Raw genomic sequence first — 12,558 nt, forward strand, 5'->3', positions numbered from 1 at the left:
CTCAGACCGGTCGTGCACCCCGCGGGGGTCAAGGACCGGCGCAGCGGCGAGCACTGGATGGGACGCCTCTACATGCGTGAGGTGTCCCTGCGGGTCGACCGCTACCTGGTGAACACCAGGGTCACGCCCAACCAGCTCACGTACCTGATGACCGTGTGCGGTGTCCTCGCCGCCCCGGCCCTGCTGGTGCCGGGCGTGTGGGGCGCGGTGCTCGGCGTCGTCGCGGTCCAGCTCTACCTGCTGCTGGACTGCGTCGACGGAGAGGTGGCCCGCTGGAAGCAGCAGTTCTCGCTCGGCGGCGTCTACCTGGACCGGGTCGGCGCCTATCTGACCGACGCGGCCGTCCTGGTCGGCCTCGGGCTGCGCGCCGCCGACCTGTGGGGCACCGGGCGGATCGACTGGCTGTGGGCCTTCCTGGGCACGCTGGCCGCGCTCGGCGCGATCCTGATCAAGGCCGAGACGGACCTGGTCGGCGTGGCCCGCCACCAGGGCGGGCTCCCCCCGGTCAAGGAGAGCGCCGCCGAGCCGCGCTCCTCCGGCGTGGCCCTGGCCCGCCGGGCCGCCGCCGCGCTCAAGTTCCACCGGCTGATCCTCGGCATGGAGGCGTCCCTGCTGATCCTGGTCCTCGCGATCGTGGACCAGATACGGGGAGACCTGTTCTTCACCCGGCTCGGCACGGCCGTCCTGGCCGGCATCGCGCTCCTGCAGACGCTGCTGCACCTGGTGTCCGTCCTGGCCTCCAGCAGGCTGAAGTGAGCGCGCCCATGAAGGTCGGGGCCGTCGTCATCACCATGGGCAACCGCCCCGAGGAGCTGCGCGCGCTGCTCGACTCCGTGGCGAAGCAGGACGGCGACCCGGTCGAGGTCGTCGTCGTCGGCAACGGCTCACCCGTCCCGGAGGTTCCCGAGGGCGTACGGACGGTCGAACTGCCGGAGAACCTCGGCATCCCCGGCGGGCGCAACGTCGGCATCGAGGCCTTCGGCCCCGGCGGCACGGACGTCGACATCCTGCTCTTCCTCGACGACGACGGCCTGCTCGCGCGCACCGACACCGCCGAACTGTGCCGCCGCGCCTTCACCGCCGACGAGAAGCTGGGCATCATCAGCTTCCGCATCGCCGACCCCGACACCGGGGCCACCCAGCGCCGCCACGTGCCCCGGCTGCGGGCCTCCGACCCGATGCGCTCCTCCCGGGTCACCACCTTCCTCGGCGGCGCCAACGCCTGCCGCACCAGGGTCCTCGCCGAGGTCGGCGGCCTGCCGGACGCGTTCTTCTACGCGCACGAGGAAACCGACCTGGCGTGGCGGGCCCTCGACGCGGGCTGGATGATCGACTACCGGTCCGACATGGTGCTGAACCACCCCACGACCGCGCCCTCGCGGCACGCGGTCTACCACCGCATGGTCGCCCGCAACCGGGTCTGGCTGGCCCGCCGCAACCTCCCCGCCCCGCTCGTCCCGGTCTACCTGGGCGTGTGGATGCTCCTCACGCTCGCCCGCCGCCCCTCGCGCCCGGCCCTGAAGGCCTGGTTCGGCGGGTTCCGGGAGGGCTGGGCGACACCGTGCGGACCGCGCCGGCCCATGCGGTGGCGCACGGTGTGGCGGCTCACCCGGCTGGGCCGGCCGCCGGTCATCTGACAAGCTCGTTGCCGGGCAGCACCGGCCGCTGCCCGTGCCATGCCCGTCCATCCGCACAGGCTGCGCATCTCGAAGACGAAAGTATTTCCCTTGTGAGTGAGACAACGCATGACGGCTCTGTCGCCCTCGGCGCGGCACCGCCGCCCGACGAGGGCCTTCCGGCGGACCGGCTCGCCGCCAAGTACGGCCTGTCCGTCAGCGGCGCCCGGCCCGCGCTCATCGAGTACGTACGCCAGCTGTGGGGCAGGCGCCACTTCATCCTCGCCTTCTCCCAGGCGAAGCTGACCGCCCAGTACAGCCAGGCCAAGCTCGGCCAGCTCTGGCAGGTGGTGACGCCGCTGCTGAACGCGGCCGTCTACTACTTCATCTTCGGCGTCATCCTCAAGGCCAACCGGGGCCTGTCGCACGACACCTACCTGCCGTTCCTGGTCACCGGCGTGTTCGTCTTCACCTTCACGCAGAACTCGGTCATGGCCGGTGTCCGGGCCATCTCCGGCAACCTCGGCCTGGTGCGGGCGCTGCACTTCCCGCGGGCCTCGCTGCCGGTCTCCTTCGCGCTGCAGCAGCTCCAGCAGCTGCTGTTCTCGATGATCGTGCTGTTCATCATGGTCGTCGCCTTCGGCAGCTTCCCGGCGATGTCCTGGCTGCTGATCGTCCCGGCGCTGGCGCTGCAGTTCCTGTTCAACACAGGCCTGTCGCTGATCGTGGCCAGGATGGGTGCCAAGACGCCCGACCTCGCCCAGCTGATGCCGTTCATCATGCGGACCTGGATGTACGCGTCGGGCGTGATGTTCTCCATCGACAGCATGCTCAAGGGCCGGCCGGAGTGGTTCATCCGGCTGATGCAGGTCAACCCGGCCGCCGTCTACATGGACCTGATGCGTTTCGCGCTGATCGACGGCTACGGCGCCTCGCACCTCCCGCCGCACGTCTGGGCCATCGCGCTGCTGTGGGCCGTGGTCTTCTTCGCCGGCGGTTTCGTGTACTTCTGGAAGGCGGAGGAGAGGTACGGCCGTGGCTGAGCAGAACACCGGCAGGGACGCAGTGCGCGAGGGCGGGGCCAAGATCCCCACCGTCATCGCGGACGAGCTGCACATCGTCTACCGCGTCAACGGCGCGAAGAGCGGCAAGGGCAGCGCCACCGCGGCCCTCAGCCGGATCCTGAAGCGGGGCAAGGACGAATCGGCGCGCGGTGTGCGCAAGGTGCACGCCGTCAAGGGCGTCTCCTTCGTCGCCTACCGCGGCGAGGCCGTCGGCCTGATCGGTTCCAACGGTTCCGGCAAGTCCACCCTGCTGCGGGCCATCGCAGGACTGCTCCCGGCCGAGAAGGGCAAGGTCTACACCGACGGCCAGCCCTCCCTGCTCGGCGTGAACGCGGCCCTGATGAACGACCTGACCGGCGAGCGCAACGTCATCCTCGGCGGTCTGGCCATGGGCATGTCCCGCGAGGACATCAAGGCGCGCTACCAGGACATCGTGGACTTCTCGGGCATCAACGAGAAGGGCGACTTCATCACGCTGCCGATGCGGACGTACTCCTCCGGCATGGCGGCACGGCTGCGGTTCTCCATCGCCGCCGCCAAGGACCACGACGTCCTGATGATCGACGAGGCGCTGGCCACCGGTGACCGCAAGTTCCAGAAGCGGTCCGAGGAGCGCATCCGCGAGCTGCGCAAGGAAGCGGGCACCGTGTTCCTGGTGAGCCACAACAACAAGTCGATCCGGGACACCTGCGACCGGGTGCTGTGGCTGGAACGCGGGGAGCTGCGCATGGACGGGCCCACGGACGAGGTGCTCAAGGAGTACGAGAAGTTCACGGGTAAATAGAACGACGCGGTGGCGGGGCCCCGCCGGAACTTTCCGGCGGGGCCCTTCGTCCGTAAAGGAACCGTCAACTCCCGCGGTCGAAAGGAATCTTGACGGCGATCGGTGTGTTCTTGTGATCTGCGGGACACCCCCCCTGCGACCCCCAGCGTTGTACAACGTAAGCTGTACCGGTCCCGGAAAGCGGCAAGTGGGGAGATAATGCGCGACACCCTCCGCCAGGGCCGCTGCCCGGAGGGCCGGGCGGCGTGTCCGAAATAGTGTGTGTTGGGTCGGCAGTGTAGAACGGGAGATGTGACGGCAATGGCTACGGAAACTCCCCTGCTCACCGCAGCATGTGCCGTCCCCGCGCCGGGCAGCGGACGATGACGCGGGCGAATACGGCGCTCGATCCGGAACGCGCCACACTCGACAAGGCCGCGGGTGAGAACTTCCCCGTGGCACCGTTCTTCCTGCCCCGGGCCTGGCGCACCGACCTGATGGCCGTCTACGGCTTCGCCCGCCTGGTCGACGACATCGGCGACGGCGACCTGGCCCCCGGCGGCGCCGACGCCCGGCTGCTCGGCGTGGAGCCCGAGCGCGCCGGGGACCGCCTCGTCCTCCTCGACGCCTTCGAGGCCGACCTGCGCCGCGTCTTCGACGGCACCCCGCACCACCCCCTGCTGCGCCGCCTGCAGCCCACCGTGCGCCGGTGCTCGCTGCCCCCCGAGCCGTTCCTCGGCCTGATCGCCGCCAACCGCCAGGACCAGCTCGTCGCCCGGTACGAGACCTACGACGACCTCCTGGCCTACTGCGAGCTGTCCGCCAACCCCGTCGGCCGCCTCGTCCTCGCCGTCACCGGCACCTCGACCCCCGAGCGGATCCGCCGCTCCGACGCGATCTGCACCGCCCTGCAGATCGTCGAGCACCTCCAGGACGTCGCGGAGGACCTCGCGCGCGACCGCATCTACCTGCCCGCCTCGGACATGAAGCGCTTCCACGTCCAGGAGGCGGATCTCGCCACACCCACCGCGGGCGCATCGGTGCGCGCACTGGTCGCGTACGAAGCCGAACGCGCCCGTGAACTCCTGAATGAAGGCGCCCCCCTGGTGGGTAGCGTCCACGGCAGGCTGAAGCTGCTGCTCGCGGGGTTCGTGGCAGGGGGGAGGGCGGCGATCCGCGCGATCGCCGCCGCCGAACACGACGTACTTCCCGGCCCGCCCAAGCCCGGCAAGGTCCAGTTGCTGCGCGAGGTGGGCGTGACTCTGCGAGGAGAGGGGTGATCCGGAGCGTGGAGTCGGAACAGCACGCGTCCGCACCGGTACTCGCCGCCTACAGCTACTGCGAGGCCGTCACCGGACAGCAGGCCCGCAACTTCGCGTACGGCATCCGGCTGCTGCCGGCGCCCAAGCGCCGCGCCATGTCGGCGCTGTACGCGTTCTCGCGGCGCGTCGACGACATCGGTGACGGCGCGCTGGCGGACGCCGTCAAGGAAGCCCGGCTCCAGGACACGAGGGCCCTGCTCGGCCGGATCCGCGACGGCGCGGTCGAGGACGACGACACCGACCCCGTCGCGGTCGCGCTCGCCCACGCCGCCCGCACCTTCCCGATCCCGCTCGGCGGCCTGGACGAACTCATCGACGGCGTCCTCGCCGATGTCCGCGGCGAGACGTACGAGACCTGGGACGACCTGAAGGTCTACTGCCGGTGCGTCGCCGGGGCCATCGGACGGCTCTCCCTCGGCGTGTTCGGCACCGAGCCCGGCGCGCGCGGCGCCGAGCGCGCCTCCGAGTACGCCGACACGCTGGGCCTGGCCCTGCAACTGACCAACATCCTCCGCGACGTGCGCGAGGACGCCCAGGGCGGCCGCACCTACCTGCCCGCCGACGACCTCGCCAAGTTCGGCTGCTCGGCCGGCTTCCAGGGGCCCACCCCGCCCGAGGGCTCCGACTTCGCGGGCCTCGTCCACTTCGAAGTACGGCGCGCCCGCGCCCTGTTCGCCGAGGGCTACCAGCTGCTGCCCATGCTGGACAGGCGCAGCGGCGCCTGCGTCGCCGCCATGGCCGGCATCTACCGCCGCCTGCTCGACCGCATCGCACGCGAACCCGAGGCCGTGCTGCGCGGCCGGGTCTCCCTGCCCGGCCGCGAGAAGGCGTACGTCGCGGTCCGCGGACTGTCCGGGCTGGACACCCGGCACGTGAGCAGGCAGACCGTCAGGAGGCGTGCCTGATGCGGCAGGAGGACGAGCAGCAGCACGCGGGCGACGACCCGCGGGCAACCCTGCGGTGCCGGACGGCGTCACTGACGGCGACGGCAGGCCGGGGAGCACGCGCCCACCGCGGCGGACGGACAGGGGAGGGCGCACGATGACGGACGGGACGCGACCGGGCGGACCACTCGCGGCGGCGGTGCCCGGGCGGCACGCCGTCGTCGTCGGCGGCGGCCTCGCGGGCCTGACCGCCGCGCTCGCCCTCGCCGACGCCGGGGTGCGAGTGACGCTGCTCGAAGGCCGGCCGCGCCTTGGCGGCCTCGCCTTCTCCTTCCGGCGCGGCGACCTCACCGTCGACAACGGACAGCACGTCTACCTGCGCTGCTGCACCGCCTACCGCTGGTTCCTCGACCGGATCGAGGGCGCCGCGCTCGCCCCGCTGCAGGACCGGCTCGACGTGCCCGTCCTCGACGCGGCCAGACCCGAGGGACGGCGGCTCGGCAGACTGCGCCGCGACGCGCTGCCCGTACCCCTGCACCTCGGGCGCAGCCTGGCCACGTACCCGCACCTCTCGCTCGCCGAGCGCGCCCGGGTGGGCCGCGCCGCGCTCGCCCTCAAGGCACTGGACCCGGCCGACCCGGCTCTGGACTCCCAGGACTTCGGCAGCTGGCTGGCCGCGCACGGCCAGTCGCCCCGTGCCGTCGAGGCACTGTGGGACCTCGTGGGGGTCGCCACCCTCAACGCGGTCGCCTCCGACGCCTCACTGGGGCTGGCCGCGATGGTGTTCAAGACCGGTCTGCTGTCCGACCCGGGCGCGGCCGACATCGGCTGGGCCCGCGTCCCGCTGGGCGAACTGCACGACCGCCTCGCCCGCAAGGCGCTCGACTCCGCGGGCGTCCGTACCGAGGTCCGTACACGCGTCACCTCCGTCTCCACCAACGAGAACGGTGGCTGGAGCGTTCAGGTTCCCGGCGAGACGCTCCAGGCCGACACCGTCGTCCTCGCCGTACCCCAGCGAGAGGCCCACGGCCTGCTGCCGGCGGGCGCCCTGGACGCCCCCGAACGACTGCTCGACATCGGCACCGCCCCCATCCTCAACGTGCACGTCGTCTACGACCGCAAGGTCCTCGCCCGGCCGTTCGTAGCCGCCCTCGGCACCCCGGTGCAGTGGGTCTTCGACCGCACCGACGCCTCCGGACTGCGGCAGGGGCAGTACCTGGCCCTGTCGCAGTCGGTGGCCCACGACGAGATCGACGCCCCCGTCGCCGAGCTGCGCGAGCGCTACCTGCCCGAGCTGCGCCGGCTGCTGCCGCGCACCCGCGGCGCCGAGGTGAAGGACTTCTTCGTGACCCGGGAGCGCACGGCCACGTTCGCCCCCACCCCCGGCGTCGGACGGCTGCGCCCCGGCGCCCGCACCAAGGCACCCGGCCTCTACCTGGCCGGAGCGTGGACCGCCACCGGATGGCCCGCGACCATGGAGAGCGCGGTGCGCAGCGGCGTGAGCGCGGCCGACGCCGCGCTGCGCGCCCTGGGCCGGCCCCGCCCGAGCCGTCTCTTCGCCCTGAAGGAGACGGCCCCCTCCGCCTCCCCGGGGGACACCCCCCGGGGCCCCGGCCGACAACCGGGAGAGACCGGCGCCGCCCAGCGAGGAGGGATCCGGTGAAGGTCCACCGCCCGCCCGCCGCGGGCTCCAGGCCCTGTCGTCACATTCCCGCCTGCCCCACGACGCCATGCGCGCCCGGCACCGCCGGTACCGCGACCAGAGGAGAGACTGTGCCCACTGTGCCCCCGGCCTCGCCGGCCGCTCGGCAGACCGCGGTGGACGTGACCGCGCTGCTGGAGCGCGGCCGGACCCTGGCCACTCCGGTCCTGCGGGAGGCCGTCGACCGCCTGGCCCCTCCCATGGACACCGTCGCCGCCTACCACTTCGGCTGGATCGACGCGGCGGGCAACCCGGCGCACGGTGACGGGGGCAAGGCCGTGCGCCCCGCCCTCGCGGTGCTCTCCGCCGAGGTCACCGGCGCCACGCCCGAGGTCGGCATCCCCGGCGCCGTCGCCGTCGAGCTCGTGCACAACTTCTCCCTGCTGCACGACGACCTCATGGACGGCGACGAACAGCGCCGCCACCGCGACACCGTCTGGAAGGTGCACGGCCCCGCCCAGGCCATCCTCGTCGGCGACGCCCTGTTCGCCCTCGCGGGCGAGGTGCTGCTGGAGCTGGGCACCGTCGAGGCCGGCCGCGCCGCCCGCCGGCTCACCGCCGCCACCCGCGCCCTGATCGACGGCCAGGCCCAGGACATCTCCTACGAGCACCGCGACCGCGTCACCGTCGCCGAGTGCCTGGAGATGGAGGGCAACAAGACCGGCGCACTGCTCGCCTGCGCCAGCTCCATCGGCGCGGTGCTCGGCGGCGCCGACGACGCGACCGCCGACACGCTGGAGAAGTACGGCCACCACCTCGGCCTGGCCTTCCAGGCCGTCGACGACCTCCTCGGCATCTGGGGCGACCCTGAGGCCACCGGCAAGCAGACCTGGAGCGACCTGCGCCAGCGCAAGAAATCCCTGCCGGTGGTGGCCGCGCTCGCGGCAGGCGGAGAAGCCTCCGAGCGGCTCGGCGAGATCCTCGCCGCCGACGCCAAGGCAAGCGACTTCGAGAACTTCTCCGAAGAGGAGTTCGCGGCCCGCGCCGCCCTCATCGAGGAGGCGGGCGGCCGCGAGTGGACGGCCCACGAGGCGCGCCGTCAGCACACCATCGCCATCGAAGCCCTCGACTCCGTGAACATGCCCGACCGGGTCCGGTCCGCCTTCACCGAGCTCGCCGACTTCGTCGTCGTACGAAAGAGATGATCACTATCGCAACCACCCTCGCGTAGTCGCCGGCCGGTGCCGAAAGGTTTCGGGCACCGGTCGACGGCGGACCCACAGCAGCACGACTTGCACGACTGCACGAAGGGGAAGCCATGACAGCGACGACCGACGGAAGCACCGGGGCCGCATTGCCGACCCGCGCTGCCGCGGCCAGCGAAAGCGTACTCACCACCCCCGTGACGGCCGGGGTACAAGAAGCCGCCGCACACGCCACCCGGCGTGCCACCGACTTCCTGCTCGCGCAGCAGGACGCCGAGGGCTGGTGGAAGGGCGACCTCGAGACGAACGTCACGATGGACGCCGAGGACCTGCTCCTGCGCCAGTTCCTGGGTATCGCCGACGAGGCGACCACCCGCGCCGCCGCCCTCTTCATCCGCGGCGAGCAGCGCGAGGACGGCACCTGGGCCACCTTCTACGGCGGCCCGGGCGAACTGTCCACCACCATCGAGGCCTACGTCGCCCTCCGGCTGGCCGGCGACGCGCCCGACGACCCGCACATGGCGAAGGCGGCGGCCTGGGTCCGCGCCCGGGGCGGAATCGCCGCCTCCCGCGTCTTCACCCGCATCTGGCTCGCCCTGTTCGGCTGGTGGAAGTGGGACGACCTGCCGGAGATGCCGCCGGAGCTGATCTGGTTCCCCGACTGGATGCCGCTCAACATCTACGACTTCGGCTGCTGGGCCCGGCAGACCATCGTGCCGCTCACCGTCGTCTCGGCCAAGCGCCCGGTACGCCCCGCGCCGTTCCCGCTGGACGAACTGCACACCGACCCGCTGCGGCCCAACCCGCCCCGGCCGCTCGCCCCGGCGGCGAGCTGGGACGGCGTCTTCCAGCGCCTGGACAAGGGCCTGCAGGCGTTCCGCAAGGTGGCGCCGAAGCGGCTGCGCAGGGCCGCGATGAACACCGCCGTCCGCTGGATCATCGAACGGCAGGAGAACGACGGCTGCTGGGGCGGGATCCAGCCGCCCGCCGTGTACTCCGTCATCGCCCTGCACCTGATGGGCTACGACCTCAACCACCCCGTGATGCGGGCGGGCCTGGAGTCGCTGGAGCGCTTCACGGTGTGGCGCGAGGACGGCGCCCGGATGATCGAGGCCTGCCAGTCCCCGGTGTGGGACACCTGCCTGGCCACCATCGCGCTCGCCGACGCGGGCGTGCCCGCCGACCACCCGCAACTGGTGAAGGCCGCCGACTGGATGCTCGGCGAGCAGATCGTGCGCCCCGGCGACTGGTCGGTGCGCCGCCCCGGACTGCCGCCCGGCGGCTGGGCGTTCGAGTTCCACAACGACAACTACCCCGACATCGACGACACCGCGGAGGTGGTGCTCGCCCTGCGCCGGGTCCGCCACCACGACCCGGAACGCGTGGACAAGGCCATCGGCCGCGGAGTCCGCTGGAACCTCGGGATGCAGTCGAGGAACGGCGCCTGGGGCGCCTTCGACGTCGACAACACCAGTCCCTTCCCCAACCGGCTGCCGTTCTGCGACTTCGGCGAGGTCATCGACCCGCCGTCGGCGGACGTGACCGCGCACGTCGTGGAGATGCTCGCCGTCGAGGGCATGGCCCGCGACCCGCGCACCCGGCGCGGCATCCAGTGGCTGCTCGCCGAACAGGAGGCGAACGGCTCCTGGTTCGGCCGCTGGGGCGTCAACTACATCTACGGCACCGGCTCCGTCGTACCCGCCCTGACGGCAGCAGGCCTGCCCGGCTCCCACCCGGCGATCCGCCGCGCGGTGGCCTGGCTGGAGAGCGTGCAGAACGACGACGGCGGCTGGGGCGAGGACCTGCGCTCCTACGAGCACAGCAAGGAGTGGAGCGGCAAGGGCGCCTCCACCGCCTCGCAGACCGCGTGGGCACTGATGGCGCTGCTCGCGGCGGGCGAGAAGGACTCCAAGGCGGTCGAGCGCGGCGTCCAGTGGCTGGCGGACACCCAGCGCGAGGACGGCTCGTGGGACGAGCCGTACTTCACCGGCACCGGCTTCCCCTGGGACTTCTCCATCAACTACCACCTGTACCGGCAGGTCTTCCCGCTCACCGCCCTCGGCCGCTACGTCCACGGCGACCCCTTCGCCGACCGGGCGCCGGGCAACCGGCCCCGCGTCGAGGCCCAGGCGAGCTGATGAACACACGGCCCGCCCCGGACCCGCTGCTGATCGCCTGCGCGCTCGGCATCGAGCACCTCGCCCTGCGCAGCGGTGAGCGCGGCGCGCGGCGGGCGGGCCGGCGGCGCCCCGCGGGCGCACCGGAGCGGCACGGCGCCGAAGGACCGGTGAACATCCTGCGCACCGGCATGGGCCCGCGGGCGGCGGAACGCTCCGTCACCCGGGCCCTCGCCGAGCCCGCGCTGGCCGGGGCCGCCGTGCTGGCCACGGGCTTCTGCGCAGGCCTCGCCCCCGGCATGCACCCCGGCGACCTGGTCGTCGCCGAGGAGACCCGGGACCCGCGCGGCACGGTCGCCTGCGTCGGCACCGAACTGCTGGTCAAGGAACTCGTCCGGGCCCTGCCCGGCCGCACCGTCCACACCGGGCCCGTCACCGGCTCCGACCACGTCGTGCGCGGTCCCGAGCGGTCCGAACTGCGCGCCACCGGCGCGATCGCGGTCGACATGGAGTCGGCGGCCACGCTGCTGAGCGCCGTCCGCGCGGGCGGGCGCCCGGTCGCGGCCGTCCGGGTGGTCGTGGACGCCCCGGAACACGAACTCGTACGCATCGGCACGGTGCGCGGCGGCATATCCGCCGTCCGCGTTCTCCGTGCCGTCCTCCCTACTTTCTTCGAATGGCACCGTAATGTGCTGCTCCCCAGGAGGTGAGCCAGATGGCCATGCCACTGCGTCAGTCCATCAAGGTCGCTACATATCTGGCCGAACAGAAGCTGCGCAAGCGGGACAAGTTCCCGCTGATCGTGGAGCTCGAGCCGCTTTTCGCCTGCAACCTCAAGTGCGAGGGCTGCGGCAAGATCCAGCACCCGGCCGGGGTGCTCAAGCAGCGCATGCCGGTCGCCCAGGCCGTGGGTGCCGTGCTGGAGTCGGGCGCCCCGATGGTGTCCATCGCGGGCGGTGAGCCCCTGATGCACCCGCAGATCGACGAGATCGTGCGCCAGCTGGTGGCCAAGCGGAAGTACGTCTTCCTGTGCACCAACGCCATGCTGCTGCGCAAGAAGATGGACAAGTTCAAGCCGTCCCCCTACTTCGCCTTCGCCGTGCACATCGACGGCCTGCGCGAGAGGCACGACGAGTCCGTGGCGAAGGAGGGCGTGTTCGACGAGGCCGTGGCGGCCATCAAGGAGGCCAAGCGGCGCGGCTTCCGGGTGACCACCAACTCGACCTTCTTCAACACCGACACCCCCCAGACCATCGTCGAGGTCCTCAACTTCCTCAACGACGACCTGAAGGTCGACGAGATGATGATCTCGCCCGCCTACGCCTACGAGAAGGCGCCCGACCAGGAGCACTTCCTCGGCGTCGAGCAGACCCGCGAGCTGTTCCGGAAGGCCTTCTCGGGCGGCAACCGGCTGCGCTGGCGGCTCAACCACTCCCCGCTGTTCCTCGACTTCCTCGAGGGCAAGGTCGACTTCCCGTGCACCGCCTGGGCGATCCCGAACTACTCGCTCTTCGGCTGGCAGCGCCCCTGCTACCTGATGAGCGACGGCTACGTCCCCACGTACCGCGAACTCATCGAGAAGACCGACTGGGACAAGTACGGCCGCGGCAAGGACCCGCGCTGCGCCAACTGCATGGCGCACTGCGGCTACGAGCCCACCGCCGTCCTGGCCACCATGGGGTCCCTCAAGGAGTCCCTGCGCGCCATGCGCGAGACCGTCTCGGGAAACCGGGGCTGAGACCATGACGGCCGTTTCCTTGGGCCTTCCCGAGGTGCCGGCCCGGCCGATCGCCGAGCGACGCGTGTCGCGGCGGATCCAGGTCGGGCCGGTGGCCGTCGGGGGCGGGGCCCCGGTGTCGGTGCAGTCGATGACGACGACCCGTACGTCGGACATCGGTGCCACGTTGCAGCAGATCGCGGAGTTGACGGCGTCGGGTTGCCAGAT

At 71.9% G+C, this 12,558-nt stretch carries 13 protein-coding genes; all 13 read left to right on the forward strand.

The window, feature by feature from the left end:
* Positions 1-12: 12 nt before the first annotated feature.
* Positions 13-756 carry a CDP-alcohol phosphatidyltransferase family protein gene (locus tag AB0G56_RS39105; protein ID WP_360980128.1) on the forward strand — a complete coding sequence of 248 codons (744 nt, stop codon included), beginning with the start codon at positions 13-15 and terminating at the stop codon, positions 754-756.
* A gap of 8 nt (positions 757-764) precedes the next feature.
* Complete coding sequence (locus tag AB0G56_RS39110; RefSeq protein WP_360980164.1) at positions 765-1,637, forward strand: glycosyltransferase; 873 nt, start codon at positions 765-767, stop codon at positions 1,635-1,637.
* Positions 1,638-1,729: 92 nt separating this feature from the next.
* Entirely contained in the window at positions 1,730-2,659 is a 930-nt protein-coding gene (locus AB0G56_RS39115) for an ABC transporter permease (RefSeq protein WP_360980131.1), read from the forward strand.
* Complete coding sequence (locus tag AB0G56_RS39120) at positions 2,652-3,464, forward strand: ABC transporter ATP-binding protein (protein ID WP_360980134.1); 813 nt, start codon at positions 2,652-2,654, stop codon at positions 3,462-3,464. Before AB0G56_RS39115 ends, AB0G56_RS39120 begins: the two co-directional genes overlap by 8 nt.
* A gap of 362 nt (positions 3,465-3,826) precedes the next feature.
* Complete coding sequence (gene hpnC / locus AB0G56_RS39125) at positions 3,827-4,723, forward strand: squalene synthase HpnC (protein ID WP_360980137.1); 897 nt, start codon at positions 3,827-3,829, stop codon at positions 4,721-4,723.
* Positions 4,720-5,670 (forward strand): presqualene diphosphate synthase HpnD, encoded by a 951-nt coding sequence (hpnD, locus tag AB0G56_RS39130; RefSeq protein ID WP_360980140.1) that lies wholly within the window; start codon positions 4,720-4,722, stop codon positions 5,668-5,670. Before hpnC ends, hpnD begins: the two co-directional genes overlap by 4 nt.
* Complete coding sequence (locus AB0G56_RS39135) at positions 5,670-5,810, forward strand: DUF6380 family protein (protein WP_360980143.1); 141 nt, start codon at positions 5,670-5,672, stop codon at positions 5,808-5,810. Before hpnD ends, AB0G56_RS39135 begins: the two co-directional genes overlap by 1 nt.
* Positions 5,807-7,312: a hydroxysqualene dehydroxylase HpnE gene (hpnE, locus tag AB0G56_RS39140; protein ID WP_360980146.1), complete on the forward strand. Its 1,506-nt coding sequence runs from the start codon at positions 5,807-5,809 to the stop codon at positions 7,310-7,312. Before AB0G56_RS39135 ends, hpnE begins: the two co-directional genes overlap by 4 nt.
* A 44-nt stretch (positions 7,313-7,356) precedes the next feature.
* A complete protein-coding gene (locus AB0G56_RS39145; protein WP_360980167.1) occupies positions 7,357-8,496 on the forward strand; it encodes a polyprenyl synthetase family protein in 1,140 nt (379 codons plus the stop codon).
* 113 nt (positions 8,497-8,609) lie between these two features.
* Positions 8,610-10,634, forward strand: a complete 2,025-nt coding sequence (gene shc / locus AB0G56_RS39150) for a squalene--hopene cyclase (RefSeq protein WP_360980149.1) — start codon at positions 8,610-8,612, stop codon at positions 10,632-10,634.
* A complete protein-coding gene (locus AB0G56_RS39155; RefSeq protein ID WP_360980152.1) occupies positions 10,634-11,323 on the forward strand; it encodes a 1-hydroxy-2-methyl-2-butenyl 4-diphosphate reductase in 690 nt (229 codons plus the stop codon). The genes shc and AB0G56_RS39155 overlap by 1 nt, the downstream gene beginning before the upstream one ends.
* Before the next feature lie 5 nt (positions 11,324-11,328).
* Complete coding sequence (gene hpnH, locus AB0G56_RS39160) at positions 11,329-12,351, forward strand: adenosyl-hopene transferase HpnH (RefSeq protein ID WP_360980155.1); 1,023 nt, start codon at positions 11,329-11,331, stop codon at positions 12,349-12,351.
* Positions 12,352-12,355: 4 nt separating this feature from the next.
* Positions 12,356-12,558 (forward strand): flavodoxin-dependent (E)-4-hydroxy-3-methylbut-2-enyl-diphosphate synthase (locus tag AB0G56_RS39165; protein ID WP_360980158.1); only part of this gene is annotated, 203 nt, incomplete at its 3' end.

It is taken from the genome of Streptomyces sp. NPDC021356 (genome assembly GCF_040641015.1).
GTDB lineage: Bacteria > Actinomycetota > Actinomycetes > Streptomycetales > Streptomycetaceae > Streptomyces.

Coding starts and splice junctions, on each gene's coding strand:
- AB0G56_RS39155 (WP_360980152.1), top strand. CDS start 10,634: ATGAACACACGGCCCGCCCCGGACCCGCTGCTGATCGCCTGCGCGCTC.
- hpnC (WP_360980137.1), top strand. CDS start 3,827: ATGACGCGGGCGAATACGGCGCTCGATCCGGAACGCGCCACACTCGAC.
- shc (WP_360980149.1), top strand. CDS start 8,610: ATGACAGCGACGACCGACGGAAGCACCGGGGCCGCATTGCCGACCCGC.
- AB0G56_RS39110 (WP_360980164.1), top strand. CDS start 765: ATGAAGGTCGGGGCCGTCGTCATCACCATGGGCAACCGCCCCGAGGAG.
- hpnE (WP_360980146.1), top strand. CDS start 5,807: ATGACGGACGGGACGCGACCGGGCGGACCACTCGCGGCGGCGGTGCCC.
- AB0G56_RS39135 (WP_360980143.1), top strand. CDS start 5,670: ATGCGGCAGGAGGACGAGCAGCAGCACGCGGGCGACGACCCGCGGGCA.
- hpnH (WP_360980155.1), top strand. CDS start 11,329: ATGGCCATGCCACTGCGTCAGTCCATCAAGGTCGCTACATATCTGGCC.